General features: G+C 75.2%; 25 protein-coding genes. 15 read left to right on the forward strand and 10 right to left on the reverse strand.

Annotated features, from left to right (window positions below):
• Positions 1-37: 37 nt before the first annotated feature.
• Both ACFQ11_RS00790 and ACFQ11_RS00795 read right to left on the reverse strand, forming a co-directional pair.
• A complete protein-coding gene (locus ACFQ11_RS00790; RefSeq protein WP_378295724.1) occupies positions 38-640 on the reverse strand; it encodes a DJ-1/PfpI family protein in 603 nt (200 codons plus the stop codon).
• Entirely contained in the window at positions 637-1,587 is a 951-nt protein-coding gene (locus ACFQ11_RS00795; RefSeq protein WP_378295725.1) for a GlxA family transcriptional regulator, read from the reverse strand. The genes ACFQ11_RS00790 and ACFQ11_RS00795 overlap by 4 nt, the downstream gene beginning before the upstream one ends.
• A 361-nt stretch (positions 1,588-1,948) precedes the next feature.
• Between ACFQ11_RS00795 and ACFQ11_RS00800 the strand changes: the two genes are divergently transcribed.
• Complete coding sequence (locus tag ACFQ11_RS00800) at positions 1,949-2,101, forward strand: hypothetical protein (protein WP_157433047.1); 153 nt, start codon at positions 1,949-1,951, stop codon at positions 2,099-2,101.
• Positions 2,102-2,258: 157 nt separating this feature from the next.
• Complete coding sequence (locus ACFQ11_RS00805) at positions 2,259-3,623, forward strand: sensor histidine kinase (protein WP_378295726.1); 1,365 nt, start codon at positions 2,259-2,261, stop codon at positions 3,621-3,623.
• Between the two features lie 135 nt (positions 3,624-3,758).
• Here the strand turns inward: ACFQ11_RS00805 and ACFQ11_RS00810 are convergent, their stop codons facing one another.
• Positions 3,759-4,634 (reverse strand): NAD(P)-dependent oxidoreductase, encoded by an 876-nt coding sequence (locus tag ACFQ11_RS00810; protein ID WP_378295727.1) that lies wholly within the window; start codon positions 4,632-4,634, stop codon positions 3,759-3,761.
• 89 nt (positions 4,635-4,723) lie between these two features.
• Here ACFQ11_RS00810 and ACFQ11_RS00815 point away from each other — a divergent pair, with 89 nt between their 5' ends.
• From ACFQ11_RS00815 to ACFQ11_RS00835, 5 genes are all read left to right on the forward strand, one after another.
• Entirely contained in the window at positions 4,724-7,828 is a 3,105-nt protein-coding gene (locus ACFQ11_RS00815; RefSeq protein WP_378295728.1) for a BTAD domain-containing putative transcriptional regulator, read from the forward strand.
• Entirely contained in the window at positions 7,825-8,691 is an 867-nt protein-coding gene (locus ACFQ11_RS00820) for an arylamine N-acetyltransferase family protein (protein WP_378295729.1), read from the forward strand. Before ACFQ11_RS00815 ends, ACFQ11_RS00820 begins: the two co-directional genes overlap by 4 nt.
• 42 nt (positions 8,692-8,733) lie before the next feature.
• On the forward strand, positions 8,734-9,216 hold the full coding sequence (locus tag ACFQ11_RS00825; RefSeq protein WP_378295730.1) for an RrF2 family transcriptional regulator: 483 nt from the start codon (positions 8,734-8,736) through the stop codon (positions 9,214-9,216).
• Positions 9,217-9,295: 79 nt separating this feature from the next.
• Positions 9,296-9,742, forward strand: coding sequence for a carboxymuconolactone decarboxylase family protein (locus ACFQ11_RS00830; protein ID WP_378295731.1), 447 nt, complete (start codon positions 9,296-9,298; stop codon positions 9,740-9,742).
• Between the two features lie 80 nt (positions 9,743-9,822).
• Complete coding sequence (locus tag ACFQ11_RS00835; RefSeq protein ID WP_378295732.1) at positions 9,823-11,028, forward strand: erythromycin esterase family protein; 1,206 nt, start codon at positions 9,823-9,825, stop codon at positions 11,026-11,028.
• Here the strand turns inward: ACFQ11_RS00835 and ACFQ11_RS00840 are convergent.
• Positions 11,025-13,694: a helix-turn-helix transcriptional regulator gene (locus ACFQ11_RS00840; RefSeq protein WP_378295733.1), complete on the reverse strand. Its 2,670-nt coding sequence runs from the start codon at positions 13,692-13,694 to the stop codon at positions 11,025-11,027. The genes ACFQ11_RS00835 and ACFQ11_RS00840 overlap by 4 nt on opposite strands.
• Before the next feature lie 114 nt (positions 13,695-13,808).
• Here ACFQ11_RS00840 and ACFQ11_RS00845 point away from each other — a divergent pair, with 114 nt between their 5' ends.
• The 4 genes from ACFQ11_RS00845 to ACFQ11_RS00860 all read left to right on the forward strand — a co-directional run bounded on the left by ACFQ11_RS00845 (position 13,809) and on the right by ACFQ11_RS00860 (position 17,476).
• Positions 13,809-14,810 (forward strand): SgcJ/EcaC family oxidoreductase, encoded by a 1,002-nt coding sequence (locus ACFQ11_RS00845; protein ID WP_378295734.1) that lies wholly within the window; start codon positions 13,809-13,811, stop codon positions 14,808-14,810.
• Between the two features lie 36 nt (positions 14,811-14,846).
• Positions 14,847-15,023, forward strand: coding sequence for a hypothetical protein (locus ACFQ11_RS00850; protein ID WP_378295735.1), 177 nt, complete (start codon positions 14,847-14,849; stop codon positions 15,021-15,023).
• A gap of 165 nt (positions 15,024-15,188) precedes the next feature.
• Positions 15,189-16,529: an FAD-binding oxidoreductase gene (locus tag ACFQ11_RS00855; RefSeq protein ID WP_378295736.1), complete on the forward strand. Its 1,341-nt coding sequence runs from the start codon at positions 15,189-15,191 to the stop codon at positions 16,527-16,529.
• Between the two features lie 110 nt (positions 16,530-16,639).
• Positions 16,640-17,476 (forward strand): alpha/beta fold hydrolase, encoded by an 837-nt coding sequence (locus ACFQ11_RS00860; RefSeq protein ID WP_378295737.1) that lies wholly within the window; start codon positions 16,640-16,642, stop codon positions 17,474-17,476.
• 32 nt (positions 17,477-17,508) lie between these two features.
• Here ACFQ11_RS00860 and ACFQ11_RS00865 read toward each other — a convergent pair whose 3' ends face one another.
• Both ACFQ11_RS00865 and ACFQ11_RS00870 read right to left on the reverse strand, forming a co-directional pair.
• A complete protein-coding gene (locus tag ACFQ11_RS00865) occupies positions 17,509-17,700 on the reverse strand; it encodes a hypothetical protein (RefSeq protein WP_378295738.1) in 192 nt (63 codons plus the stop codon).
• Positions 17,701-17,708: 8 nt separating this feature from the next.
• Complete coding sequence (locus ACFQ11_RS00870; RefSeq protein WP_378295739.1) at positions 17,709-18,068, reverse strand: DUF3140 domain-containing protein; 360 nt, start codon at positions 18,066-18,068, stop codon at positions 17,709-17,711.
• A gap of 151 nt (positions 18,069-18,219) precedes the next feature.
• On the opposite strand from ACFQ11_RS00870, the gene ACFQ11_RS00875 reads away from it, so the two are divergent.
• The gene (locus ACFQ11_RS00875; RefSeq protein WP_378295740.1) at positions 18,220-18,861 is read left to right on the forward strand and encodes a maltokinase N-terminal cap-like domain-containing protein; all 642 of its coding nucleotides are present in this window, start codon (positions 18,220-18,222) and stop codon (positions 18,859-18,861) included.
• Between the two features lie 4 nt (positions 18,862-18,865).
• Here the strand turns inward: ACFQ11_RS00875 and ACFQ11_RS00880 are convergent, their stop codons facing one another.
• From ACFQ11_RS00880 to ACFQ11_RS00895, 4 genes are all read right to left on the reverse strand, one after another.
• Positions 18,866-19,129 (reverse strand): mycothiol transferase, encoded by a 264-nt coding sequence (locus tag ACFQ11_RS00880; RefSeq protein ID WP_378295741.1) that lies wholly within the window; start codon positions 19,127-19,129, stop codon positions 18,866-18,868.
• A gap of 92 nt (positions 19,130-19,221) precedes the next feature.
• Positions 19,222-20,121: a hypothetical protein gene (locus ACFQ11_RS00885; RefSeq protein WP_378295742.1), complete on the reverse strand. Its 900-nt coding sequence runs from the start codon at positions 20,119-20,121 to the stop codon at positions 19,222-19,224.
• Positions 20,118-20,684, reverse strand: a complete 567-nt coding sequence (locus ACFQ11_RS00890; protein ID WP_378295743.1) for an RNA polymerase sigma factor — start codon at positions 20,682-20,684, stop codon at positions 20,118-20,120. Before ACFQ11_RS00890 ends, ACFQ11_RS00885 begins: the two co-directional genes overlap by 4 nt.
• A gap of 99 nt (positions 20,685-20,783) precedes the next feature.
• Positions 20,784-21,392 carry a TetR/AcrR family transcriptional regulator gene (locus ACFQ11_RS00895; protein WP_378295744.1) on the reverse strand — a complete coding sequence of 203 codons (609 nt, stop codon included), beginning with the start codon at positions 21,390-21,392 and terminating at the stop codon, positions 20,784-20,786.
• Positions 21,393-21,492: 100 nt separating this feature from the next.
• On the opposite strand from ACFQ11_RS00895, the gene ACFQ11_RS00900 reads away from it, so the two are divergent.
• From ACFQ11_RS00900 to ACFQ11_RS00910, 3 genes are all read left to right on the forward strand, one after another.
• Positions 21,493-22,125 (forward strand): FMN-dependent NADH-azoreductase, encoded by a 633-nt coding sequence (locus tag ACFQ11_RS00900; RefSeq protein WP_378295745.1) that lies wholly within the window; start codon positions 21,493-21,495, stop codon positions 22,123-22,125.
• 147 nt (positions 22,126-22,272) lie between these two features.
• Positions 22,273-23,106 carry a phosphoribosylaminoimidazolesuccinocarboxamide synthase gene (locus tag ACFQ11_RS00905; protein ID WP_378295746.1) on the forward strand — a complete coding sequence of 278 codons (834 nt, stop codon included), beginning with the start codon at positions 22,273-22,275 and terminating at the stop codon, positions 23,104-23,106.
• A gap of 92 nt (positions 23,107-23,198) precedes the next feature.
• Positions 23,199-24,896 carry a serine/threonine-protein kinase gene (locus ACFQ11_RS00910; protein ID WP_378295747.1) on the forward strand — a complete coding sequence of 566 codons (1,698 nt, stop codon included), beginning with the start codon at positions 23,199-23,201 and terminating at the stop codon, positions 24,894-24,896.
• Positions 24,897-24,898 lie beyond the last annotated feature (2 nt).

The raw sequence follows: 24,898 nt of genomic DNA on the forward strand, positions 1-24,898 counted from the left end.
CCGCCGCGATGCCAGCGCGCGCGAGCGCACCCACACGCTACTCGGGAGTGTCCGCCATGTACGGCGGGGCGGGCTCGTACTGGATCTCCGCGCGCACCGCGCGCGCGTGGTCGCGGCCGTGGAGACGCCCCACCAGCCACAGGGACAGGTCGATCCCCGCGGACACGCCCTGGCTGCTGATCAGGTTCCCGTCCACGACGTACCGCGCGTCCCGCACCACGGTGACGTCCCCGCGCCGCTCCAGCTCGTCCTCCCAGGACCGGTGCGTGGCGACGCGGCGTCCCCGCGCCGGACCCGCCGCGTGCAGCAGGAACGCCCCGGTGCACACGCTCGCCACCCACTCGGCCCGCTCGGCGGTCTGCACGATCCACTCCGTGACGGCCGGGTTCTCCGGCTGCGTCACCCGCGCCCCGCGGCCGCCCGGGACCAGCAGGACGTCCAGGTCCGGGTGGTCGTCGATCGTCCGGTCGGGCACGACCCGCAGCCCCTTCGCGCACCGGACGGGCTCGTCCCGCTCGGCGATCAGCATCGCCTCGTCCCCGGCGCCGCGCAGCAGCGCCGACGCCGCGAACACCTCCCACGGTCCCGCGAAGTCCAGCTCCTCGGCGTCCTCGAACACCAGCAGCCCGTAGGTCGTCATGCGTCCTCCCTCGTTCCTCTGAATCGGTTCCGGTAGTCGGCCGGGGCGACGCCCAGCCGCCGGTGGAACACCCGGCGGAGCGTCTCGCCCGTGCCGAAGCCGAGCCGGCGCGCGAGCGCCTCGACCGGCTCGTCGCCCTCCGCGAGCGCCCGCCGCGCCGCCTCCACCCGCACCCGCTCGACGTACGCGGCGGGCGGGACGCCCAGCTCGGCGGCGAACCGGCGCTGCAGGTGCCGGGGGCTGAGCCCGGCGCGGTCGGCGAGGTCGCCGAGCGCGTGCCGCGCGCCCGGGTCGGCCTGGACGGCCGCGACCGCCGCCCGGATCGGGTCGCTCTCCGGCTGCCGCGACCACAGCGGGACGCTGAACTGCGACTGGCTCCCGGGACGCCGCAGGAACATCACCAGCTCCCGCGCCGCCGCGTGCGCCGCGTCCCGGCCGCGGTCGTCCTCCACGAGGGCGAGGGCCAGGTCGATCCCGGCCGTCACCCCGGCGGACGTCCACAGGCGCCCGTCCCGGACGAAGATCGGGTCGCAGTCGACGGCCGCCTCGGGGTGCTCGCGCCGGAGCTGTTCCTCGCGCGCCCAGTGCGTCGTGACGCGGCGGCCGTCCAGGAGCCCGGCCGCGCCCAGCAGGAACACGCCGCTGCACACCGACGCCACCCGGCGGGCGTGCCGCGCCGCGTCCGCGATCCAGCCGACGAGCGCCGCGTCCCGGCGCGCCGCGTCCACGCCCCGGCCGCCCGCGACCACGAGCGTTTCGACGCCGTCCGGCGGCACGTCCGCGACACCGTGCGCGGCGTGCATGGGCAGCCCGCCGCTCGACCGGACGGGCCCCGCCGCCGGCGCGACCACCCGCAGGTCGTAGCCGCCCGCGTGACCGAACACCTCGTGGGGGCCGGTCAGGTCGAGCACCTGGAAGTCCTCGTAGATCACGAACGTGACGCGCATGCCTCCAGGCTCGGGGCCGCGGGGCGATGGCGTCAACGACACGTACCCCACAGTTCGCGCCATCGACGTCCCCGGAAAGGGCGGCGCGCATTTCCTGGAATTCGTGGTTGACATCGTCGGTGCCGTATGGCTTACTTCTAACCATGCTGCTTTGATGCTTCTCCGGTTGAGCCGCCCGCGACGCCACGTCGCCGGCCCCGCTCCCGAATCCCCTCGGCGTCCCGGACGCACCCCGTACCCACTGCTCGCATGCGCGCGACCAGTGCCGTCGGCGTGCCGCCCCGGCCTCACGCCGCCCGCTCACCCTTTTCGCGGCCATTCTTTTCGGCCGAATTCGAGCCTGCCCGGAGGTGGTTCATTCATGCGTGCCATTAACCAAGAGAACATCCCCTTCCCGAACGCCAAGAAGAAGAACAAGCGCAAGGGGCCCGACGTGAAGTCGGCGGCGTTCGCGAACCACAACCGGCGGAACGCCCGGCAGTTGCCGACCCGGCAGCTCAACCGGGGCCGCTGACCGCTTCCGCCTGCCCCCGGCCCGTCCCAGGGCCGGGGGCTCTCCCGACCCCACGCCGCCACGATCGCCTACCCTGAGTAGTCGATGATCACTGTCGGCGACGTCCGGGGGCTCGGCTGTGGCGAGACGAGAACGGTTCGACCGCTGGTGTCGGCGCGTGTTCCTCTCGGTGCGCGGCCGCGCCACCGTGATCACCATCGTGGTGTCCGGGCTGATCCTCGCGCTCGTGTTCGTCCTGGTGCTCCTCCTCGCGCGGGACGCGCTGATGAACCGGACCATCGACACCGCCCAGCGGACCACCGAACGCGTCGCCGACGACCTGCTCTCCGGCGTCCCTCCCGCCAGGGCGCTCGTCCCCCGGCCCGGCGAGGCGCCGCTGATCCAGGTCGTCGGCCCGGACGGCCGCCTCCTCGCCGCGAACCGCCGCGCCGCGAACCGCCCGGTGCTCGGCAGGTCCGCCATCGCGCACGGCGAGCTGCTCGTCAGCGGCCGGAGCTGCCGGCCCGCCGGGGCGCGCTGCGTCCGCTACTTCGGCATGCGGCTGCGCGAGACCCGCTGGGGCGGCGACATCACGGTGATCGCCGCCGAGCCCGTCCCGCTGATCGGGCGGTTCTGGCCCCTCCCCCTCGCCATGGCCGCGATGCTCGTGGGGCTCCTCGCCCTGATCGGCTGGTGGACGTGGCGGACGATCGGGCAGGCGTTCGTCCCCGTCGACCGGATCCGCGCCGGGATGGCCGAGTTCACCATCCGCGGCCTCTCCCACCGCGTCCCCGTCCCCGACACCGGCGGCGAGATCCAGGACCTCGCCGAGACCGTCAACCGCACCCTCGAACGGCTCGACGAGGCGATGAGCCGCGAACGCCGCTTCATCTCCGACGCGTCCCACGACCTGCGCAACCCCATCACCGGGCTGCGGACCCGCCTCGAGCTCGGACTCGACGAGGACGACGTGGACGAGTGCCGGGAGACGATCCGCGCCGCCCTCCGCGACACCGAACGGCTCAACGACATCGTCGTCGACCTCCTCGAACTGTCCCGGCTCGACTCCCGCGCGCCCGTCCCCGTCGAACGCGTCGACCTCGCCGACCTCGCCCGCCGCGAGGTGGCGCGCCGCCCGCGGGGCACCCCCGTCGCCACGCGGCTCGAACCCGGCGTGGTCGTCGAGGCGAACCCGGTCCGGCTCGCCCGCGTCGTCGGCAACCTCCTCGGCAACGCCGAGCGGCACGCCGAGTCCCGCATCGAGGTGACCGTCGCCCGCGACGGCGACGAGGCCGTCCTGCGGGTCGCCGACGACGGCGCCGGCGTCCCCGCGGACTCCCGCGAGCGCATCTTCGAGCGGTTCGCCCGCCTCGCCGACTCCCGCCGCCGCGACCCCCAGGGCACCGGCCTCGGCCTGCCCATCGCCCGCGAGATCGCCGAGATCTACGGCGGGACGCTCCGGCTCGTCGACGCCCCCGCCGCCGGCCCGCCCGGAGCCAACTTCGAGATGCGACTCCCCCTCGCCGGGCCGTCCGGGGATTGAGCGGGCCGGCGAGGGGCGCGGCCGCGTACCCGTCGAGGCGGTGGCCGTGGCCGTACCGCCGCCTGTCACGGGCGGGCATGCCCGGACGCGGGGACGGCGGGGACGGCGGCGCGCGGGACGTTCGGCGGGCGGGTGTCAGGCGCCCTTGCGGATCACGTTCATGACGCTGGTCAGGCCGTCGGCGCCGTGGCCGGCGTCGACGGTGCGCCAGAACAGGTCGCGGAGCGCGCGCGGGCCCATGGTGTCGATGCCGGCCGCTTCGGCGGTCTCGACGACGTGGTCGGCGCCGACGGCCTGCATGAGCATGCTGTTCTCCCCGCCGGGGCTGGTGCCCGCGTCGATCTCCTCGGCGATGATCCGCAGGAAGCCCATCGGCCCGTCGACGCCGAGCGACGTGACGGTCTCGGCCGCGAACGGGCGGAACTGCTCGGCGGAGACGCCCGCCGACTGGAGCATCGCGATCGAGTGCATGTAGGCCGCGAGCGTGGACCAGAACAGGTAGAGCTGCGCCTGGTAGTACAGGTTGGACAGCCCGACGTCCGCGCCGACGTAGGTCGTGTCGCCGAGCACGCGCAGGGTCGCCCTGTGCCGGTCCAGGAGCTCTTCCGGGCCGCTGTACATGATGTACGCATCGGGCCCGCCGATGCCCGGGGGCGGGGTCATGACGCCGCCGGTGAGGAGGGCGGCGCCGTTGGCCGACGCCCACTCGCCCGCACGGCGCAGTTCGTCCGGGCTGCCGGAGCTGAGGTTCACCAGGACGCGGCCCTTCAGGTCGGCGCCGTCCAGCGAGTCGTACATCGCCTTGTAGTCGGTCTGGCTGATGACCGCGAGTTCGGACGCGGCGAGCGCCTCGGCCGGGGTCGCGACGAGGGCCGCTCCCTGCTCGACCAGGGACGCGGCCTTGGACGCGGTGCGGTTCCACACGGTGGTCGGGTGGCCGTTCCTCAGGAACGCCGCCGCCATCGCCCTGCCCATCGGGCCGAGGCCGACGACCGTCACCGGAGCTTTCATGGTTCCTCCTCGTTGTCGTGGCTCCACGGTCGTGGGCGGCGCTTCGGGATCCCTACGGGTCCGTCCGTAGCGGGAGATACGGTGACAAAATGCGCTTCGGGGTGTTGGGGCCGCTCGCCGTGTGGACGGGCGACGGGACGGCCCTGCGGGTCCCCGAGGCGAAGGTCCGCGCGGTCCTCGCGGCGCTGCTGGTCGAGCCCGGACGGACCGTCTCCGCCGATCGGCTGGTCGACGCGCTGTGGGGCGACCGGCCGCCGCGCAACCCGGCCGGGACGCTGCAGGCGCGGGTGTCGCAGCTCCGGAAGGTGCTGGACGACGCCGAACCTGGCGCGCGGGCGCTGATCGCGACGCGTCCGTCCGGGTACGCGCTGGACGTCGAGCCGGACGCGGTGGACGCGGGGCGGTTCGCGGCGCTGCTCGTCCGGGCGCGGGACACGGCGGACGGGCTCGCGCGGTCGCGGCTGCTCGGCGACGCGCTCGCGCTGTGGCGGGGCCCCGCGTTCGCCGACTTCGCGGACGCCGGGTTCGTCCGGGAGGCGATCGCCGAGCTGGAGGAGCGGCGGCTCGCGGCCCTGGAGGACCACGCGGAGACGCGGCTGGAGCTCGGCGAGCACGCGGCGCTGGCGGCGGAGCTGGCCGGTCCGGTGGCGCGGGAGCCGCTGCGGGAGCGGCTGCGGGCGGCGCACCTGCGGGCGCTGCACCGGGCCGGGCGGCGAGGCGAGGCGCTGACCGGCTACCACGGGCTGCGCGAGCGGCTCGCGGAGGACCTGGGCGTCGACCCGAGCCCCGAGCTGTCGGAGTTGTACCAGGAGATCCTGGAGGATCGTCCCGCCGAGCCGGTGCGGCCGAGGCCGGTCGTGCGGCTGCCGGTGCCGCTGGACGAGCTGATCGGCCGGGACGCGGCGGCCGGGCGGGCCCGCGCGCTGCTGGACGGGCACCGGCTCGTGACGCTGACGGGGCCGGGCGGGGTCGGGAAGACGCGGCTGGCGCTGGAGACGGCCGGGCGGTCGGCGGCCGGGCATCCGGACGGCGTCTGGTTCGTGGAGCTGGCCCCGGAGCGGCCGCGTGCGGCGGCGGACGTCGCCGAGCTCGTCGCGCGCGAGCTGGGCCTGCGGGACGAACCGGCCGACCCGGGCGCGGGGATCGTGGACCGGCTCGCCGACGCGCTGCGCGGGCGCCGCGCGCTGCTCGTCCTCGACAACTGCGAGCACGTCGCCGAACCGGTCGCCGAGCTGGCGGGGCGGCTGCTGGCGGGGGCGCCGGGGCTGCGGATCCTCGCGACGTCGCGGGAGCCGCTGGGCGTCCCGGGCGAGCGGCTGCAGATCGTCCCGCCGCTGGACCTGCCGGGCAGCCGCACCGGCCCGGACGACCTGCGGCGGTCCGGGGCGGTGCGACTGTTCGTCGCGCGGGCGTCGGCGGCGGCGCCCGGGTTCGCGCTGGACGCGGCGACGGCGCCGTGGGTCGCGTCGATCTGCCGGCGGCTCGACGGCGTCCCGCTGGCGCTCGAGCTCGCGGCGACGCGCGTCCGGGCGCTGGGGGTGCGGGAGCTGGCGGCGGCGCTGGACGACCGGTTCCGGGTGCTGGGCGGCGCCCGGCGGGGCCCGGAGCGGCAGCGGACGCTGCGGGCGACGATCGACTGGAGCTGGGGGCTGCTCGCCGGGGACGAGCGGGCGGCGCTGCGGCGGCTCGCGGTGCACGCGGGCGGCTGGACGGCGGACGCGGCGGCGGAGGTGTCCGGCGCGGACCTGGACGTGCTCGCCCGGCTGGTGGACCGTTCCCTCGTCGCGCGCGGCGCGGACGGCCGGTACCGGCTGCTGGAGTCGATCGCCGCGTACGGGCTGGAGCGGCTGCGGGAGGCGGGCGAGGAGGACGAGCTGCGGCTGCGGCACGTCCGGTACCTGGTGGGGCTCGCGGAGCGGGCGGCGGCCGGGCTGCGCGGGCCGGAGCAGGCGCGGCTGCTCGGCCTGCTGGACGCGGAGGCCGCCGGGTTCCGCGCGGCGCTGGAGCACGCGCCGCCGGACCTCGCGCTGCGGCTCGTGAACGCGCTGGCCTGGCACTGGTACCTGCGCGGCCGTTTCGGCGAGGCGCGAATCGCGTTCGCGGACGTCCTGGAATCGGCTCCCGAGGGCCCGGGGCGGCGGGAGGCGGAGACGTGGCTCGCGGTGATGACGATGGCGTCCGGGGAGAGCTCCGACTCCGACGAGCTCCGCCGCGCCGCCCTGGAGCGGTACGGCGGCGCCGAAGAGTTCGAGCGGGCCAAGGCGCAATGGCTGCTGAGCCGCGTGCACTGGGCCTACGGCGACTTGCAGGCGGGCCATGACCGCGTGAACGAGGCCCTCGCCGTCTTCCGCGCGCGCGCCGACCGCTGGTACACGGCCGCCGCGCTCGCCACCCGCGCCATGCTCGCCGTCGGACGCGGCGACGTGGCGTCCATGCGGGCCGACGCCGCCGAGAGCCTGGAGATCTTCGACGGCCTCGGGGACCCGTGGGGACGGCTCGAGGCGACGGACGTGCTGGCGCAGCACGCCGAGATCACCGGCGACTACGCGGCGGCGGCCGAGCTGCTGCGGGCCGGGCTGCGCCTCGCCGAGGAACTCGGGATGTGGCCGGAGGCGTCGTTCCGGCTGTCCGGGCTGGGCCGGATCGCGCTGCTCGGCGGCGCTCTCGGCGAGGCCCACGAGCTGCACGAACGCGCGCTGTGCACGGCGACGCGGCACGCGGCGAGATCGGCCGAGGAGTTCGCCGAGCTGGGGCTCGGGCTGGTCGCGCGGGCGCGCGGCGAGCCGGACGCCGCCGAGGCGCACCTGCGCGCCCCGCTGGGCTGGCTGCGCGCCATCGGCGGGACGGCGGGGATCGCGTTCGTGCACGCGCAGCTCGGGTTCATCGCCGAGGAGCGCGGCGACGCGGACGCGGCGCTCGCCCTGCACACCGAGAGCCTGGCGGCCGCCCGCGCGACCGGCGATCCGCGCGCGATCGCGCTGGCGCTGGAGGGCCTCGCGGGGGCCCGGGCCCTCGCGGGCCTGCACGGCGAGGCCGTCCGGCTGCTGCGGGAGGCGGCCGGGCTGCGGGCGGCGGCGGGGGCGCCGCTGCCGCCGGGCGAGCGGCGGGAAGTCGACCGGATCGCGGGGATGATCACCGATGCGCTCGGTGTTTCCCCCTTTGACGGATATATCCCCGAGAGGACGTCCCGATGACCACCCAAGACGCCATGGACGATCTCGGCTTCGGCTGGCGCGGCGACGCGGTCGACCTGCCCGCCTACCTGAAGCGGATCGGACTCGACGCCGGGCTCCCGCCGACGGAGGCGACGCTGCGCGCCCTGCACCGCGCGCACGTCACGTCCATCCCGTTCGAGAACCTGGAGATCATGCTGGGCCGTCCGGTCGACGTCGGGCTGGAGGCCGTGCAGGCCAAGCTGATCGACCGGCCCCGCGGCGGCTACTGCTTCGAGCACAGCGGCCTGTTCGCGGCGGTGCTGGAGCGGCTCGGCTTCCAGGTGACCGGCCTGCTCGGCCGCGTGATGATGGGCGCGGAGAAGCTCCGCCCGACGACGCACGGGATCCTGCACGTCCGCCTCCCGGACCGGCCCGCGGACGAACCGGGCTGGCTCTGCGACGTGGGGTTCGGCGGCGGGCCGCTGGAGCCGCTGCGGTTCGACGACGGCGCGGAGGTCGAGCAGGACGGCTGGGGTTTCCGCCTGCGGCGGGACGGGCGGGACGGCTGGGAGCTGTACCAGCGCGATCCCGGCGGCTGGACGCGGCGGCACGTCTTCGCGATGACCGAGGCGTACCGGATCGACTTCGAGGCGCTCAACTTCTACGTGTACGCGCATCCGCGCTCGCCGTTCACGACGCGCCCGTTCGTCCAGCGGTTCCTGCCCGAGTCGCACCACGTGCTGGACGGGACGACCGTCACCGTCACGCGCCCGGACGGGTCCGTCGAGACCCGCGAGCACGCGCCCGCCGCGCTCCCGGACGTCCTGGCCTCGGATTTCGCGATCACGCTGGAGGGCGACGACCCGGCCCGGCTCGTCGGGTGGCTCGAAGCGCGGTCGTGACCGGGGTGGCGCGGACAAACCTGGACATGTAATATCCCGATTATGCGGATGAGCGAGGGCGTCGAGTGGGCGGCGCACTGCTGCCTCCTCCTGGACTGGCTCGGCGAGGACGGCCCCGTGCCGACCTCGCGGATCGCCGCCGGTTACGAGCTGCCCCGCCCGTACCTGAACAAGCAGCTCCAGGCCCTCGTCCGGGCAGGCATCGTCACCTCGACCCCGGGCGCGCGCGGCGGTTTCCGGCTCGCGCGCCCGCTGGCGGAGATCACGATGATGGACGTCGTCACCGCGATCGAGGGCCCGGAACCGGCGTTCCAGTGCACCGAGATCCGGCGGCGCGGCGTCGGCGCCGAGGCGCCCGAGTCGCTCTTCCGCACGCCCTGCGCCGTCAGCACGGCCATGCGCACGGCCGAACTGGCCTGGCGCAAGGCCCTGGCGGAACAGACGCTCGCCGACGTGAACACGGCGGCGACGCGCGGCAACCCGGCCCTGCCGAGCCAGGTCCGCGCCTGGTACGCCCGCAACTGACCCGCACACCCCGACCGCCGACCGCACGCCAATTCTGGACATTCCCCATCTCTGAAAGGGACTCCCCATGGAACCGCGCATGAGCAACCTGCCCGCCCTCGCCGCCGACGGCTTCAAGGCCATGCTGAACCTGGAGGGCTTCCTCGCGAAGAGCCCCGTGCCCGGCAGCACCCTCGAACTCGTCCGGATCCGCGTCAGCCAGATCAACGGCTGCGGCTTCTGCGTCGACATGCACGCCCGCGACGCCAAGAAGGCGGGCGAGACGGACGAGCGCCTCTGGGCGGTCGCCGCGTGGCGCGAGGCGCCGTACTTCACCGACGAGGAGCGCGCGGCGCTCGCGCTCGCCGAGGCCGCCACCCGCATCGCCGACGACCCGGCGGGCGTCCCCGACGACGTGTGGGACGAGGCCGCCGACCACTACGACGAGGAGAGCCTCGCCGCCCTGATCTTCGCCATCGCGGCGATCAACGCCTGGAACCGCCTCAACGTCACCACCCGGCAGATCGCGGGCACGCCCATCGCCTGACCCGGGGGCGGACCGGTCACCTGACGGATGCCGGGCCACGGCCGTCCTCCCTAGCGTCGTCGGTACCGAAAGGAGCACCGATGACCAGTGAGAAGACCGTGGCCGACTGGGTCGCCGCCACCGCGCGGCCCGTCCACGCCGACACCGCGGACGGGCCGCTCACCGACCTCGAACCGCTCCGGGACGCCGCCCGCGGCGCCGTCGCCGCCGCCGTGGCGACCGCCACGCGCGGCGCGCACGAACTGTTCGTCCTGCACGACCGCGTCCTCCGGTTCCTCGTCGAGGAACTGGGGTTCCGCACGCTCGCGCTCGAGGAGGACTGGACGACCGGCCTGCGGCTCGACGCGTACGCCCGCACCGGCCGGGACGACCCGGCCGCGGCGCTGCGCGACGCGTGGCTGCCCTGGCAGACCGCCGAGGTGCTGGACGCGCTCCGGTGGATCCGGTCGTTCAACGAGCGGCACCCGGACGACCCCGTCCGGATCATCGGGCTCGACTTCCACGCGACCCGCGCGTCGGCCTACGACGCCGTCGAGGAGCACGTGCGGCGCGCCGCGCCCGGCCGGGCCGCCGAACTCGCCGGGCTGCTCGCCCCGCTGCGCCCCGACGGCCCCATCGACGAGCACGTCGCGCGGTACCGGGCGCTTCCCGACAAGCGGCCGCACATCGAGCGGGCGGAGCGGGCGCTCGCGCTCGTCCGGTCGCTTCCGGTCGACCCGATCGCCGTCCGGCACGCGCAGGCCATCGCCGACTTCCACCACCTGCACGCGCGGCCCGTCCTCGACATCGAGCACGTCGAGAGGCGGTTCGCGCAGAACATCCTGTGGTGGCACGAGCACACCGGCTCCAAGGTCGTCTACTGGGGCGGCACCGCCCACGCGTCCGCGGGCGAGGCGGTGCTGAACGGCGGACTCGGCCAGGCCCGGACGAACGCGGGCGGCCTCCTGCGGCGGCGCCTCGGCGCGCGCTTCCTCGCGATCGGGCTGACCTTCGACCACGGCGCCGTGCACGGCGGCGTGCCCGTCCCGCCGCCGCCCGCCGCGTTCGGCGACGCGGTGCTCGGCACCGCCGGCCCGCCGCACTACCTCCTCGACCTGCGCGACGCCCGCACCCGGACGGACGAGGTCGGCGCGTGGCTCGGGACGCCCGCGCCCGTCCGGGTGATCGGCCCCGGCTACCGGCCCGCCGACGACCCCGACCACAACATCCAGGGCGGCGCGCCGGGCGCGCTGTTCGACGTCGTCGTCCACTCCCGGGAGGTCACGCCCGCCCGGCCGCTGCCCTAACCGAGCGGCAGGCGGGCCAGCTCGCCGCGCGACGCCACCCCCAGCTTGGGGTACGCCTTGTAGAGGTGGTAGCCGACGGTCCGGGGGCTGAGGAACAACTGCGCGCCGATCTCCCGGTTGCTCAGTCCCGTCGCCGCCATCCGGACGACCTGGAGTTCCTGCGGCGTGAGCCGCGCCGCCAGATCGTCCGGTGCCGCGCCGTCGCCGAGGCTCTCCCCCGCGGCCCGCAGTTCCGTTCGCGCCCGCTCGGCCCACGGCACCGCACCGAGCCGCTCGAACCGCTCCAGGGCCGCGTGCAGCATCGCCCGCGCGTCGTTACGCCGCCGAGCCCGGCGCAGCCACTCCCCGTACACCAGCTCGGTGCGCGCGCGCTCGAACGGCACCTTGCTTTCGCGATGCAGTTCCAGCGCGCGCGTGTACGTCTCCTCAGCCTTCTCGTCCGGCCCCAGGAGGGCTTCGCAGCGCAACGCGACCGCCTCGGCCCACGGCTGCCGCACCTGCGCCGCCCACTCCGCGTACCAGGCCGCCGCCTCCCGCCCGTCCTCCGGACGCCCGGACCGCACCGCCGCCTCCACCAGGTCGGGCAGGCTCACGATCGACCCCTGCCGGTTCGGTCCCGCGACCACGTCCGCCAGCCGCCGCAGCGCCTCCTCGTGCCGCCCGAGGCCCAGGTCCAGCAGGCTGAGCGCCCCCGCCGCGTGCACGTCGCTCGGCGGGACGCCCCGCGCGAGGGGTTCCGCGGTCAGCTCGGCGCACCGCGCCTCGTCCCCCTCCATCGCGGCGATCAGCGCCAGGACCGTCTCCAGGTAGACGCGGACGCGGTGCTGCCCGGTGTCGGCGGCGATCCGCAGCCCCTCCGTCGCGGCCGTCAGCGCCTCCCGGTGCCGTCCCAGGAAGAGCAGCGTGCGCGACCGCAGCATCAGCACGGACGGCAGCAGCCCGATCGCGCCGTCCTCGCGGAACCGCCGCTCCAGCAGCGCCGCGTGCTCCTCGGCGCCCGCGAAGTCCCCGAGCATCAGGTGCCACATCCCGGCGCGCACCCGGTCCCGCGCGCCGAAGCACTGCGTCATCCCGTCGATCAGCTCGCGCAGCGCCGCCACGCCGTCCGCGCTCCCGGCCTCCCCGAGCGGGTTCTGGCCGGCGAACACGCGGGACAGCGCCGCCAGGCTCGACCCGTTCGGCAGGCCCGCGCCGCGTTCCGCGATGTCCTCGACCGCCGCGAAGTCCCCGGCATTCGCCGCCGCCGACGCCGCCTGGAAGAACAGGTACCCGGCCGTCATCGGGTCCGTGTCCGCCACGGCCGCCGCACTGTCCGCGAACAGCCGGTACGCCTCCTTCGTCCGGTCCTGTTCGTCGGCGAGCGTCGCCCGGATCAGCACCAGGGACGCCCGCGCCACCGGATCCGCCAGATCGGGCTCCGCCCGCGCCGCGAGCTCCACCGCCCGCTCCGCCAGCCCCGCGTCCGCCGCGGCCCGCGCGGCCGCCGCGAGCCGCCGCCCCCGCTCCGCCCGGTCGGGGCTCAGCTCACCCGCGGACTCGTACATCGCCGCCACCGACGCGTACCCGCCCGCGTTCCGCTCCGTCTCCGCCGCCTCCTCCAGGACCCGCGCGACCTCCTCGTCCGGGCCCGTCACCGAACGCGCCAGATGGAACGCCCGATGGCACCCGTCGCCCCGCTCCCCGTACGCCTCCGCGAGCGCCCGGTGCGCCGCGAGCCTGCGCCGCAGCGGCTCGTCCCCGTACACCGCCGACCGGATCAGCGGATGCCGCACCTCGATCCGCCCGTCCACCGAACTGCGCAGCAGCCCCGCGCGCTCCGCCGGCTCGAGGTCCGCGACGGACGCGCCCAGCCGCGCCGCCGCGTCCGTCACGACCCCCACGTCGCCGAGATCGTCCGACGCCACCAGCAGCACGAACACCCGCGACGGCTCCGGCAGCGCCGCGACCTGCACGGCGAACGACCGCCGGATCCGCTCGTACGCGGACGAACCGCCGTCCGTCCCCGGGAACTCCAGCAGCGCGAGCGGATTGCCCATCGCCTCCGTGAGCACCTCGTGGTGCACGTGCCTCGGCAGCTCGGGGGCCCGGCTCGCCAGCAGCCGCGCCGCCGCGTCCGGGTCGAGCCCGCCCAGCCGCAGCTCCGGCACCCCCGCCGCCCGGAAGTCCCCCGGCTCCCGCGCCGCCAGCAGCATCGCGATCCGCTCCGCGCCCAGCCGCCGCCCCGCGAACAGCAGCGCCTCCGCCGACGGGCCGTCCAGCCACTGCGCGTCGTCCACCAGCACCAGCAGCGGACGCTCCTCGGCCAGGTCGGCCAGCAGCGTCAGCACCGCCAGGCCGACCAGGAACCGGTCGCCGCCCTCGCCGCCCATCCCGAGCGCCGCCCGCAACGCCCGCGCCTGCGGGTCCGGCAGCGTCCCGACGCCGTCCAGGTGCCGGCCGAGCATCATGTGCAGGCCCGCGTACGGCATCCCGCTCTCGTACTCGACGCCCGTCGCCCGCAGCACCCGCGCGCCCGCGGCCCCGGCCCGCTCCGCCGCGTACTCCAGCAGCGCCGTCTTGCCGATGCCCGCCTCGCCCCGCAGGACGAGCATCCCGCTGCGCCCGTCCCCGGCCTCCCCGAGCAGCCGGTCGATCTCGGCCCGTTCGTCTTCCCGCCCGTACAACACGATCGCCAGGCTATGACCTCCGTCCCTGGACCGGCACCGCGGAGCGAGGCCGTCCCGCGCGACCGGTCACGTGACGGATGCCCCGCCGCCCAGGGCGTCCGTAGCGCTCACGTCATGAACACCACCGTGGAATTCACGCTCGACATCCCCTGCGTCTGGTCCTACTTCGCGTTCGCCCGCCTCCGCCGGGCCCTGGACCGGTTCCGGGCCGACGGCGGCCGAACCCAGATCGTCTTCCGGCCGTACCAGTTGAGCCCGGAGGCAACCGCGGCGGGCGAGCTCAAGACCGAGGTGCTGCGCCGCGCGTTCGGCGGGGACCCCGCCGACGCCGTCGCCGAGATCACCGCCAGGGCCGCCGAGGAAGGGCTGGAGTTCCGGCACGAGCGGGCGATCTTCTCCAACACCTTCGAGGCGCACCGCCTGATCGGCGTGGCCGCGGCCCAGGGGCGGGCCGAGGAGATGGTCGAGCGGCTCTTCCGGGCGCACCACACCGACGAGCTCAACATCGCGGACGTGGAGGTCCTGAAGGGGCTCGCGGCCGAGGCCGGGGTCGAGTGGAGCGACGAGGGCGCCGACGCGACCCGCCGGGAACTCGACCGGGTGCGGGGCTCGGGCGTCCGCGGGGTGCCGGTGCTGCGGTTCGGCGGCCGGCCCCAGGTCTCGGGCGCCCTGCCGGAGGAGGAGTTCCTGGCCGCGCTCCGGGAGAGCGCCGCCCCGCGCCCCGCCGTCCACACCCCTGTGGACGGCGCGGACCTGGCCGCCCTGCGCCGGCTGGTCACCGACATCGAGGACGGCTTCAACGGGAAGCGGGCCGCCATCCTGGACCGGCCGTTCGCCGCCGACGCCGTCGTGGTCGTCCCGGACGGCACGATGATCCGCGGCTGGGACGACCTGTTCGCCTACCACACCGCCCGGCTGGCCGGTCCCGTCGCCGACTGGCGGACCCGCGTGACCCTGCTCGACGCCGTGTCCCCGAGCCCGGGCACGGCCGTCCTGCACCTGCGGCAGGAGACGACCGGGCCGGACCTCGCGTTCGCCAACCACGGCACCGTCGTCGCCGTCCGCCGCGACGGCGCCTGGTGGATCGGCGCGCTGCAGAACACCAACGTGGCCTGAGGCGTCGAATCGCGCTCGCCGGGTAGCGGTCCCACCATGACCCAGGACAAACGCGACGAGGACAAGCCGCTCGCCGACCGCCGCGACGACGTCGGCGAAGCCGAGCCCGACTTCGCCGACGAGCACGCCCCCGGCCCCACCGACCCGCCCAACGCCGAGGCCGAGACGCCCGGCGGCGAGGACGACGGCTACGAGCCGCAGACCCGCGCGTAACCGCCGGGCCGGGCGCGCGGACGGCCCGGCCCGGCGGCCAATTTAGTCACGATTCTTGACCATCAAGAATCTTGACTATAACGTGGGCGGCAACGGCACAGCGGCGCGCCCCGTCACCGACGGCCGGGGGCGCGACCGGCCGACCTCCTGGAAGGAGCCGCCCCCATGTCCCGACCGGCGCTCAAGCCCGCCCCCGCCCGGCGGCGGCCGCACGCGGCCTTCACCGGCGCCGTGCACCTGCCCGGAGAGACCCGGTACGACGACCTCCGGCGCACCCCGTTCGCGCCCATCGACCCCCGCCCCGCGCTGGTCGCCGAGGCCGCCTGCGCGGACGACGTCCGGGCGGCGGTCCTGGCGGCCCGCGCCGCCGGAATGCGGCTCGCGGTGCAGGCCACCGGGCACGGCACCCGCGTGGCCTGCGACGACGGCCTGCTGCTGCGGACGTCCCGGATGGCCGGAGTGCTCGTCGACCCGCACCGGCGCCTCGCCCGCGTCGGTCCCGGCACCCGGTGGGACCGGGTCCTGGCGGCCGCCGCGCCCTTCGGCCTTGCCGGGCTGTCGGGCTCGCACGGCGACGTCGGCGTCACCGGCTACACCCTCGGCGGCGGCCTGGGCTGGCTGTCGCGCGCCCACGGCTTCGCCGCCGACAGCGTCCTGCGCGCCTGGGTCGTCACCGCCGACGGGCGGCAGGTGGTCGCCTCCCCCGACAGCCACCCCGACCTGTTCTGGGCGCTGCGGGGCGGCGGCGGCAACTTCGGAGTGGTCACCGCGCTGGAGTTCCGGCTGTACCCGGTGTCCCGGGTCTTCGCCGGGACCGCCTGCTTCCCGGTAGAACGCGCCGCCGAGATCGTGACCCGCTACCGCGACTGGATCGACGGGGCGCCCGACCGGCTCAGCACGGCCCTGCTGTTCACCACGATGCCCGAGGGGCCCGGCGTCCCGCCGTCCGTGCGCGGCCGCCGCGTCCTGCAGCTCAAAGCGCTGTACGCCGGGAGCGCCGACCGGGCCCGGCGCCTGCTCCGGCCGCTCGTCCGGGCCGCGGGCCCGGCACTCGCCGAGGACTTCCGCGTCCTGCCCTACGCCCGGGCCGAGATGGGCGCCATCGCCCCCGGCCAGGTCGAACTCCTCAGGGAACTCCCGGACTCCGCGATCTCCGCGATCGTGCGGGCCGCCGAACCCGACCACGGCCCGGCGGTGGAGATCCGGCACTGGGACGGCGCGATGGGCCGCCCCTCCCCCGACGCCGGACCGGTCGGCCACCGCACCACCCGCCTGTCGGTGACCGCCGATACGCCGTCCCCGGCCCTCGCCGGCGCCCTGCGCCCGCACACCAGCGGCGGAGCGTTCCTGAACTTCCTGCACGACCCGTCCCGGACCGCCGACGCGTACACCCGCGCCGACCGCCACCGGCTGACCGGCGTCAAGCGCCGCTACGACCCCGACAACGTCCTCGGCCTCACCCACAACCTCCCGCCCGCACCGGCCGCCGCCCGCACCGCCGGATGACCCCGGCGGCGAGGACTCCGGTCGCACCGCCGCGGACCCGCGCCCAGCCATTAGGCTGATCATGAGCGGCCGCCCCCCGTTCCGGCCGCCGGTCCCGGAGGTCACGGCCCATGGTCAGCGAGCACGCCCGGACGCGCGACGGGCGCGAACTCCACCTCGAACGGCACGGCGCGGGCTCGCCCGTCGTCGTGTTCGAGTCCGGCGCGGGCGCCTCCCGCAACATGTGGGGCACGGTCGTCCCCGCGGTCTCCGGGCGGACCACCGCCGTCGTCTACGACCGCAGCGGCCTCGGCCGCAGCCCCGCCGACCCCGAACCCCGCACCCTCGCCCGGCTCGCCGGCGACCTGCGGGACGTCCTCGACCACCTCGGCGACGGCCCGTTCGTCCTCGTCGGCCACGACTGGGGCGGCCCGATCGTCCGGACCGTCGCCGCCGCGGACCCCGGCCGCATCACCGGGCTCCTCCTCGTCGACCAGGACGACGAGGGCAGCGACCACTACTTCATGCCCGGCGCCCGGCGCCGGATGCGGCTCGCCGCCCTCACCGACCCCGCCGCCGCCCGCCTCGGGCTGCTGCGGTTCAGCACCGGCCGGCTGGCCGCCAAGCTCCCCGAACCCGCCGCGACCGCCTTCCGCGAAGAGGACGGCACCCTCGAATCCACCCGCGTCCAGTGGGCCGAACTCGCCGGCATGGTCGACGACCTCCGGCGCCTGCGCGACGATCCGCCGAAGCTGCCGGACGTCCCGGTCACGATCGTCTCCGGCCGCCGCTCCGGCGGCCTCGGCGGCGGGGGCCGCGCCTCCCTCAACACCGCGCACCGCGCCCGCGCGGAGGCCCTCCCGCGCGGGCGGCACATCGTCGCCGAGAAGTCCGGCTACCTGGTCCCGTTCACCGAGCCCGGCCTGCTCGTCCGCGAGATCCTCCGGATCCTCGACGTCACGCGCTGACGCCGGGGGCCCGCAGGCCCCCGGCGTCCGCGTCAGTCGGGATGCGGCGGCCGCTGTCCCGGCGGCTTCCCGCCGCCCTTGCCGCCGCCCTTGTTCCCCTTGTCCGTGCCGTGCGCGTGGCCCTTCTCCCGCGTCATCTTCGGGTCCGTGGCCTCCGGCGCCGGCTCGTTCGTCACGGAGGTCCGCTCGGTGCGGCGCATCTCCGGTTGCTGCGGGTTCGGCATCTCTCCCCCTATGCGCTGGACGGTTCGGGACGCAGCGGGTCGTGCCCCACGCTCATCAGCTCGTGCCGCCACCGCTCGTCCCCGGCCGCGTCGGGCGGAGGATTCTCCAGGTGCTCCTCGACGTAGTCGACGACCTCCTGCATCACCTCGGCGTCCCCGGCGGTCAGGTCCACCTTCCGCTTCCGCAGGATGTCGACGACCCGGGCGCCGAGTTCCGACACCCCGGGCCCCTCACCGGGCTCGGGGAACGCCTCCTCCCCCGACGCGTCCGTGAGCAGCCACGTGCGCAGCTCGTCCGAACTCATGTTGACGAGCCGGTGAAAGTCCTCCCAGGCGATCTCCGCCTCGGCCGATATCCGATCGCTCATCGGCACCTCCCGTGGACGTTCAACCCCGCCCCTACCCACCCGAACCGTCCCCATTCACCTCCCGTTGAACATCGGCCGCGCCCGCTCGTCCCCGCCCGGCGGATGGGATCATGCGGGGGAAGCACCGTCCGATCGGAAGGGACATCGGGGCATGGCCGTCGTCCACCGCACCACCCTCGAACCGAGCAAGCTCGACCTGCTCACCGCCTGGCTTCCCTCCCGGCCGTGGTACTCCGGCGGGAGCGAACCGGCGCTGACCAAGGCCGGCGGCTTCCGGCTGGACGACCCGCAGGGCGAGGTCGGGATCGAATTCATGATCGTCAACGACGCCTCGGGCGCCCGCCCGGTCACCTACCTGGTGCCGCTCTCCTACCGCGGCGCCCCGCTCGACGGGGCGGAGCACGCGCTCGTCGGCACGATGGAACACGGGGTGCTGGGGCGCCGCTGGGCCTACGACGGCTGCCACGACCCGGTGCCGGTCGCCCGGCTGGCGGCCCTGATCGAGGGCCGCGCCCAGGCCCAGGACCAGAACACCAGCGACACCCCCGACCCGGAGGTCACCCGCTCCTACGTCGGCGACGGCCTCCCCGCGGACTTCGCCGCCGCCGTCGACGACCGCGAAGGCACCGAGCTGACCGCGCCCGGCGCGATCCTCCGCCTCTACCGGGTCCTGCGCCCCGTCCCCGACGACGCGCCCGTCCCCGAAGCGGCCGGTCACGTCGCCGGGCCGTGGCGCCGCCCGGACGGCTCCCGCGCGAGAGGACTCTTCGCCGTCCTGCACGCGGCCACCTGAAAGGTCAGCGGCCGGTCGCGCCGTCGATCAGTTCTCGCAGGATGTCGGCGTGGCCCGCGTGGCGGCCGGTCTCCTCGATCATGTGGACGAGGGCCCAGCGGACGGTGGGGGCGGGGCGTCCCGGGCGCGGGAGGGCGGCGTCGAGGTCCGGGCAGCCGTCGAGCACCTCGTTCGCGCGTTGGACGGTCTCCCGGTAGCGGCGGACGATGTCGGCGACACCGTCGTCCGGTGCGGGGCTCCTCGTGTCGGATGCGCCCAGTGTCACCACGCCGAGCACGATCCGGCACATGACCTTGCGGTTCCGGCAAACGCGGAGCGTGCCCGGCGGGGCGAACGGCGCCCCGCCGGTGCGCCGCGGATTCAGCCGGACGGAACGGGCCGGGGCTCGGGGTCGCCTTCGGCCGGGGCGACCAGGAGACCGGCCGAGGTGGGGCCGCGCATCCACGCTCCGGTGACGCGGCGGTCGGCGGCGGGGCGCCAGTTCGCGGGCGGGTCCCACATGGTGCCCGAGCCGTCGGCGTTGAACGCGCCGATCGTGAAGACGGCGGTGAGCCCGCGGCGGCGGAGACCGGCGAGGGCCTCGCCGGCGGTCCGGCCGGTGAGGCCGAGGCTCCCGGGATGATCGCCCGCACGCGGCATGACGTCCGCGTACACCTCATGGGGGCGGGCCTTGCGGCCGATGAGGATGTCGGCCCCGTGCCGGCGGAACATCTCCCCGCCGAGCCCGACCTTCAGGGAACAGACGACCTGGCCGGGCGAGCACTCCAGCTCGGTGCTGGACGTGCCCGTCACGCCCCCCGGCGGCACGTGGCCGCCGCGCGCCGGATGCAAGGTCCGCACCTGGACGAAGTCGCGCTCGCGGCGCGGCGACACGGGGACGACGCGCAGCCTGACGTCGAGGCCGAACCGGGCGAACGCCGCGCTGAACTCGCGCTGGCCGGCGTAGGCGTCCTTGACCCGCACCTCGTACACGTCGCCCTCGACGTCGATCGCGACCGCGGCGTTGGCGTAGCTGCGCAGCGGCTCGGACTCGAAGCCGGGCAGGCCGATGACGGACGCGGCCGCGAGCGCGGCGACGGTCGCGGCACCGGCCGCCAGGCGCGGGTACAGCCGGGGGCGGCGCCGCCGGGGTGGCGGGGACCCGGCGGAGACGACCGCGGCCAGCAGCTCCCGGCCCCCTCGGCCGGACGGTTCGCTGGGGACGTCGTCGTCGCGCACGGGGGCCAGTCCCGCCACGAGTTCGTCGATCCGGGACGTCATGTCAGGTCACTCCTTGAAGAGACGGGGTTGCGGACGGCGACGCGGTCCCGCACGACGTCCGGCGGGGCGTCGACGCCGGCGGACCGGAGGGCGCGGGCGAACCTTCTGCGGGCGCGGTGCAGCCGGATGCTCACCGCGTTGCGCGAGCACCCCAGCACCGTGGCGATCTCGGTGTTGGACAGGCCCTCCCAGGCCACGAGCGCGAGGAGTTCGCGGTCGCGGTCCGGCAGCGCGCGGAACACCTCGGCGACCGCCGGGCCGTCCGGTCCCGGTGCGGGGCGGGGCGCCGTTCCCGCCGCCAGTTCGTCCCGCAGCGCCGCGACCCTGATCGTGTCGCGCCGCGCGCCGCGCCGGTGGTTGGCGAGGACGCGGTGCGCGACCCCGTACAGCCACAGGCGGGCCTGGTCGCCCGCGGGGATGTCGGCCGCGCGCCGCCAGGCGATCGCGAACGTCTCGGCGACGACGTCGGCGGCGTCCTCGGGGGTGTCGCAGCGGCGCAGGGCGTAGCCGAGCAAGGGTCTGTAGGTGGCGGTGTACACCGCCGTGAACTCGTCCTCACCCATCGGCGGTCTTCGGCATGTCGGGCTCCTCGGTCGACGATCACCCCGTACATGTCCGGACGTCCGCCGATCTTTCACGACACGGGCGGAACGGGTGGAGCGTCAGCGGACGAGACGTTCGATCAGGTACTGCCAGCCGTCGCCGAGCATGCGGGCGACGTCCGGTTCCAAGGGCGGGACGTCCTCGGACGCGGACAGCGCCAGCAGCAGCGGGGCTTCGAGCGCGGCGGTGAGCTGGATCACGACGCCCTCGATGGCGGGAATCCGCACCCCGGCCCGGTCGAGCAGGACGCGGACGTGGAGATGGGTGGTGTCCGCGGCGACGGCGGCGGGACGGTCGCGGTCGAGCGAGGCGCGGGCGATGTCCTGGTGGTCGAGGAGGAAGCCGATGCGGGCGCGGCCGTAGGCGACGAGCCGGTCGACCGGATCGGCGCCGGGGCCGAGCGGCGGCGGCCCGGACAGGACGCGTTCCTGGAAGCGCCGCTCGTCCGCGTCCAGCAGCGCCCGGAAGATGCCCGCGCGGGAGCCGAAGCGGCGGAAGACGGTGCCCTTGCCCAGGCCGGCGCGTTCGGCGAGGCCGTCCATCGTCACCTTCGCCGCGCCGTGCTCCGCGATCATCTCGCGGGCCGTCGCCAGCAGCAGCTCGCGGTTGCGGGCCGCGTCGGCGCGCTCGCCGCGCGGCCTCCCGAACGGGACGACGGACGTGGCCACGCGGACAATCTACCGCCGGGAATATAAGCGGGGTGAAGTCCGCTTAGCTGGGTGAGGCCGCGGCGGCACCGCCACGTCCCGCCGTCATCGAAGGAGTGCCATGAACCTGTTCCGCCTGGACGCCAGCATCACCCCCGGCGCGTCCGCGTCCGCCGAACTCGCCGACATCGCCGAGGCCCAGTGGACCGCCGCGAACCCGGGCACCACGGTGACCCGCCGCCACCTGGGCACCGACGCGCTGCCCGCGGACGCCTGGACGCTCGCCGTCACCGCCGGTTTCACCCCCGCGGAGGAACGCACCCCCGCCCAGGTCGAAGCCCTCGCCCTGGGCGCGACCCTCGCGGCGGAGCTCCGGGACGCCGACGCCGCGATCCTCGCCGTCCCGCTGTACAACTACGGCGTCTCCCAGCACTTCAAGACCTGGGTGGACCTCGCCATCGCGGGCGCCTCCCCCACGGACCCGCTCCTCCAGGGCACCCCGACCGCGCTGGTCACCACCCTCGGCGGCGGCTACGGCCCCGGCGCCCCGCGCGAAGGCTGGGACCACTCCACCCCGTACCTGCGGCGCGTCCTCGCCGACATCTGGCAGGCCGACCTCACCGTGATCAAGCGCGAGCTCACCCTCGCCGACACCACCCCCGGCATGGAGGGCCTGCGGGACATCGCCCGCGAGCACCACTCCGCGGCCGTCGCCACCGCCCGCCGCTTCGGCGCCCGCACGCTCGCCGCCTGACGCCCCGCACGCGGGACGAACGGCGCCGTTCGTCCCGCGTGCGACCGGGGTAAACTTCGCGGGCGCCTGGAGGTGACCGGACGCTCCTCAGCGGACGCCGACGCCCTGCGGGCGCCCGCACACCGCCACGCGAGCTGAGGAGCGTCGATGGAACTCGTCCACTCGGGCAAGGTCAGGGACGTCTACGCCGACGGGGACGAACTGATCCTCGTCGCGTCCGACCGGGTCAGCGTGTACGACGTCGTGCTGCCGACGACCGTCCCCGACAAGGGCAAGATCCTGACGCAGCTCTCGCTGTGGTGGTTCGAGCAGCTCGGCGACATCGTCCCGAACCACGTCGTGTCCGCGACGGACGTGCCGGACGAGTGGGAGGGCCGGGCGATCCGGTGCCGCCGGCTGTCGATGCTGCCCGTCGAGTGGATCGCCCGCGGCTACCTCACCGGCCTCGGGCTGAAGCAGTACGAGAAGGACGGCGCGGTGTCCGGCATCGCGCTGCCGGACGGCCTCGTCGAGGCGTCGAAGCTCCCCGAGCCGATCTTCACCCCGACGACGAAGGCCGTCGAGGGGCACGACGAGTTCATCACGTTCGACGACGTCGTCGCGGAGATCGGCGCCGGCACCGCCGAGCGGCTGCGGGACGTCACGCTCGAGATCTACCGGCGGGGCGCCGAACTGGCGCGGGAGCGCGGGATCATCATCGCCGACACCAAGCTCGAGTTCGGCCGCGCCGCCGACGGGACGCTCGTCCTCGGCGACGAGGTCCTCACGCCCGACTCGTCCCGCTTCTGGCCCGCCGACGCGTACGAACCGGGACGCGCGCAGCACTCCCTCGACAAGCAGTTCGTCCGCGACTGGAGCAGCACCCTCGACTGGGACCGCACCCCGCCCGGCCCCGAGATCCCGCAGGACGTCGTCGACGCCACCCGCGCCCGCTACATCGACGTCTACGAACGCCTCACCGGCCGCCCCTGGACGTCCTGAGAGTCCTAGCGGTTTCCCTTCCCCGACCGGCGCGGCGTGGGCATGATGTCCTTTCGACCGTTCAGACATGAACGTTCCTATGAGGGGGTCGGGTGGAGGGGTTGCGGCCGGGTGATCCGCGCCAGGTAGGGCCGTACCGGCTGGAGAGCAGGCTCGGCGGGGGCGGGATGGGCCAGGTGTACCTGGGCCGTTTCCGCAGCGGACGCCCGGTCGCGGTCAAGATCGTCCGGCCGGAGTTCGCCGGGGACGCGGGGTTCCGACGCCGGTTCGCCCTGGAGGTGGAGGCGGCCCGCCGGGTCGGCGGGTTCTTCGCCGCCCAAGTCGTCGACGCCGACCCCGACGCCGACCCGCCCTGGCTGGTGACCGCCTACATCCCCGGCCCGTCGCTGCACGCGGCCGTCGAACGGCACGGCCCGCTGCCCGCCACGGCGCTCGGGGTCCTCGGGGCCGGGCTGGCCGAGGGGCTGGCCGCCGTCCACGCCTGCGACCTGGTGCACCGCGACCTCAAACCCTCGAACGTGCTGCTGGCCGACGACGGGCCGCGCGTCATCGACTTCGGGATCGCCCGCGCCCTCGACGCCACCGCCCACACCCTCACGCAGGGCGTGGTCGGGACCCCGTCGTTCATGTCCCCCGAACAGGCGAACGGGGAAGCCGCCGGCCCGCCCAGCGACGTGTTCGCGCTGGGCTCGGTCCTGGTGTTCGCCGCCACCGGCCGCGGCCCGTTCGGCGCCGGCCCGGCCTTGGCCATCCTCCGCCGCGTCATCGACGAGGAGCCCGACCTGACCGGCCTGACCGGCGCGCTCCGCGAAACGGTCGCCGCGTGCCTGGCGAAGGACCCGGACGACCGTCCCACCGTCGCCGAGGTCCTCGACCGGCTCGCCGCACCCGCCGCGACCGCGACCCGCTGGCTCCCGCCCGAGATCACGACGGTGATCCCCGAACCGGACGGCAGCCCGCCCGGCGGAACCGGCACCGGTCCGCACGTCCCGCCGCCCCGCCGTGAGCCACGGACAGGACCGGCCGAGCTAACGATCGGCAACCTCGGCCCCGACGACCTGGATGTCATCGTCGACGGCACGACGCTCGGCACCGTCCGTCCGGGCGAGCACGGCACGTTCACCGTCGACTCGGGCACCCGCACCGTCCAGGCCGCCGCCGGACGGAACCACAGCGCGGCCCGGCGAATGCGGCTGGACCCCGACACCACCACGCGGCTCGCGTACGACATCCCGAACGGCGGCCAGCTCCCGGAACCGGTCACCGAAGCGACCTTCACTACGAACAAGCTCCGGGAGGCGTTCGACATGGGGTGGAAGATCGCAACCATTGCCGGAGGCTTTAGCTTGCTGCTTTGGCTCGCCGAAATGTACCTGGAGGACGAGGCTCTTCCCAAGACCCTCACACCGGGTGCCGTCCTCGCCCTCTCCCTTCTGGTCGGGCTGGTTGTCGGGCTGCTCATGATCGGTCACAACCACCGTCTCGTCCTGCGGTCCACTGGTTTCACCTTCGAGGCCGGGCACTGGCGGCGCACCACGACAGAAGTCGCCTGGGAGGATGTTCAGCAGGTCAGCCTCATCAAGCATCGCCTTACCGCTTGGAAGATGGTGGTCTGGTTCAAGAGCGGGCGCACACCTCCGCCCGGCGAGGAGTTCCAGGGCGGCATCGTCGTCGGAGTCGGCGAGATCATCACCCAGGGGAAGCCCGCCGCCGGAATTCGCCGGGCGCTGCGCTGGTTCGCCGGTGACCTGTACGTCGACCAGCCGAACCCCGCACCAGAGAACTCCTGACA

The sequence above is a fragment of the Actinomadura sediminis genome (genome assembly GCF_042675525.1).
GTDB lineage: Bacteria > Actinomycetota > Actinomycetes > Streptosporangiales > Streptosporangiaceae > Spirillospora > Spirillospora sediminis.

Excerpts from the sequence above, each read along its gene's own strand:
- ACFQ11_RS00855 (WP_378295736.1), top strand. The coding sequence starts at position 15,189 with ATGTCCCGACCGGCGCTCAAGCCCGCCCCCGCCCGGCGGCGGCCGCAC.
- ACFQ11_RS00850 (WP_378295735.1), top strand. The coding sequence starts at position 14,847 with ATGACCCAGGACAAACGCGACGAGGACAAGCCGCTCGCCGACCGCCGC.
- ACFQ11_RS00870 (WP_378295739.1), bottom strand. The coding sequence starts at position 18,068 with ATGAGCGATCGGATATCGGCCGAGGCGGAGATCGCCTGGGAGGACTTT.
- ACFQ11_RS00790 (WP_378295724.1), bottom strand. The coding sequence starts at position 640 with ATGACGACCTACGGGCTGCTGGTGTTCGAGGACGCCGAGGAGCTGGAC.
- ACFQ11_RS00845 (WP_378295734.1), top strand. The coding sequence starts at position 13,809 with ATGAACACCACCGTGGAATTCACGCTCGACATCCCCTGCGTCTGGTCC.
- ACFQ11_RS00900 (WP_378295745.1), top strand. The coding sequence starts at position 21,493 with ATGAACCTGTTCCGCCTGGACGCCAGCATCACCCCCGGCGCGTCCGCG.
- ACFQ11_RS00820 (WP_378295729.1), top strand. The coding sequence starts at position 7,825 with ATGACCACCCAAGACGCCATGGACGATCTCGGCTTCGGCTGGCGCGGC.
- ACFQ11_RS00830 (WP_378295731.1), top strand. The coding sequence starts at position 9,296 with ATGAGCAACCTGCCCGCCCTCGCCGCCGACGGCTTCAAGGCCATGCTG.
- ACFQ11_RS00885 (WP_378295742.1), bottom strand. The coding sequence starts at position 20,121 with ATGACGTCCCGGATCGACGAACTCGTGGCGGGACTGGCCCCCGTGCGC.
- ACFQ11_RS00800 (WP_157433047.1), top strand. The coding sequence starts at position 1,949 with ATGCGTGCCATTAACCAAGAGAACATCCCCTTCCCGAACGCCAAGAAG.
- ACFQ11_RS00875 (WP_378295740.1), top strand. The coding sequence starts at position 18,220 with ATGGCCGTCGTCCACCGCACCACCCTCGAACCGAGCAAGCTCGACCTG.
- ACFQ11_RS00905 (WP_378295746.1), top strand. The coding sequence starts at position 22,273 with ATGGAACTCGTCCACTCGGGCAAGGTCAGGGACGTCTACGCCGACGGG.
- ACFQ11_RS00835 (WP_378295732.1), top strand. The coding sequence starts at position 9,823 with ATGACCAGTGAGAAGACCGTGGCCGACTGGGTCGCCGCCACCGCGCGG.
- ACFQ11_RS00865 (WP_378295738.1), bottom strand. The coding sequence starts at position 17,700 with ATGCCGAACCCGCAGCAACCGGAGATGCGCCGCACCGAGCGGACCTCC.
- ACFQ11_RS00860 (WP_378295737.1), top strand. The coding sequence starts at position 16,640 with ATGGTCAGCGAGCACGCCCGGACGCGCGACGGGCGCGAACTCCACCTC.
- ACFQ11_RS00795 (WP_378295725.1), bottom strand. The coding sequence starts at position 1,587 with ATGCGCGTCACGTTCGTGATCTACGAGGACTTCCAGGTGCTCGACCTG.
- ACFQ11_RS00890 (WP_378295743.1), bottom strand. The coding sequence starts at position 20,684 with ATGGGTGAGGACGAGTTCACGGCGGTGTACACCGCCACCTACAGACCC.
- ACFQ11_RS00815 (WP_378295728.1), top strand. The coding sequence starts at position 4,724 with ATGCGCTTCGGGGTGTTGGGGCCGCTCGCCGTGTGGACGGGCGACGGG.
- ACFQ11_RS00825 (WP_378295730.1), top strand. The coding sequence starts at position 8,734 with ATGCGGATGAGCGAGGGCGTCGAGTGGGCGGCGCACTGCTGCCTCCTC.
- ACFQ11_RS00810 (WP_378295727.1), bottom strand. The coding sequence starts at position 4,634 with ATGAAAGCTCCGGTGACGGTCGTCGGCCTCGGCCCGATGGGCAGGGCG.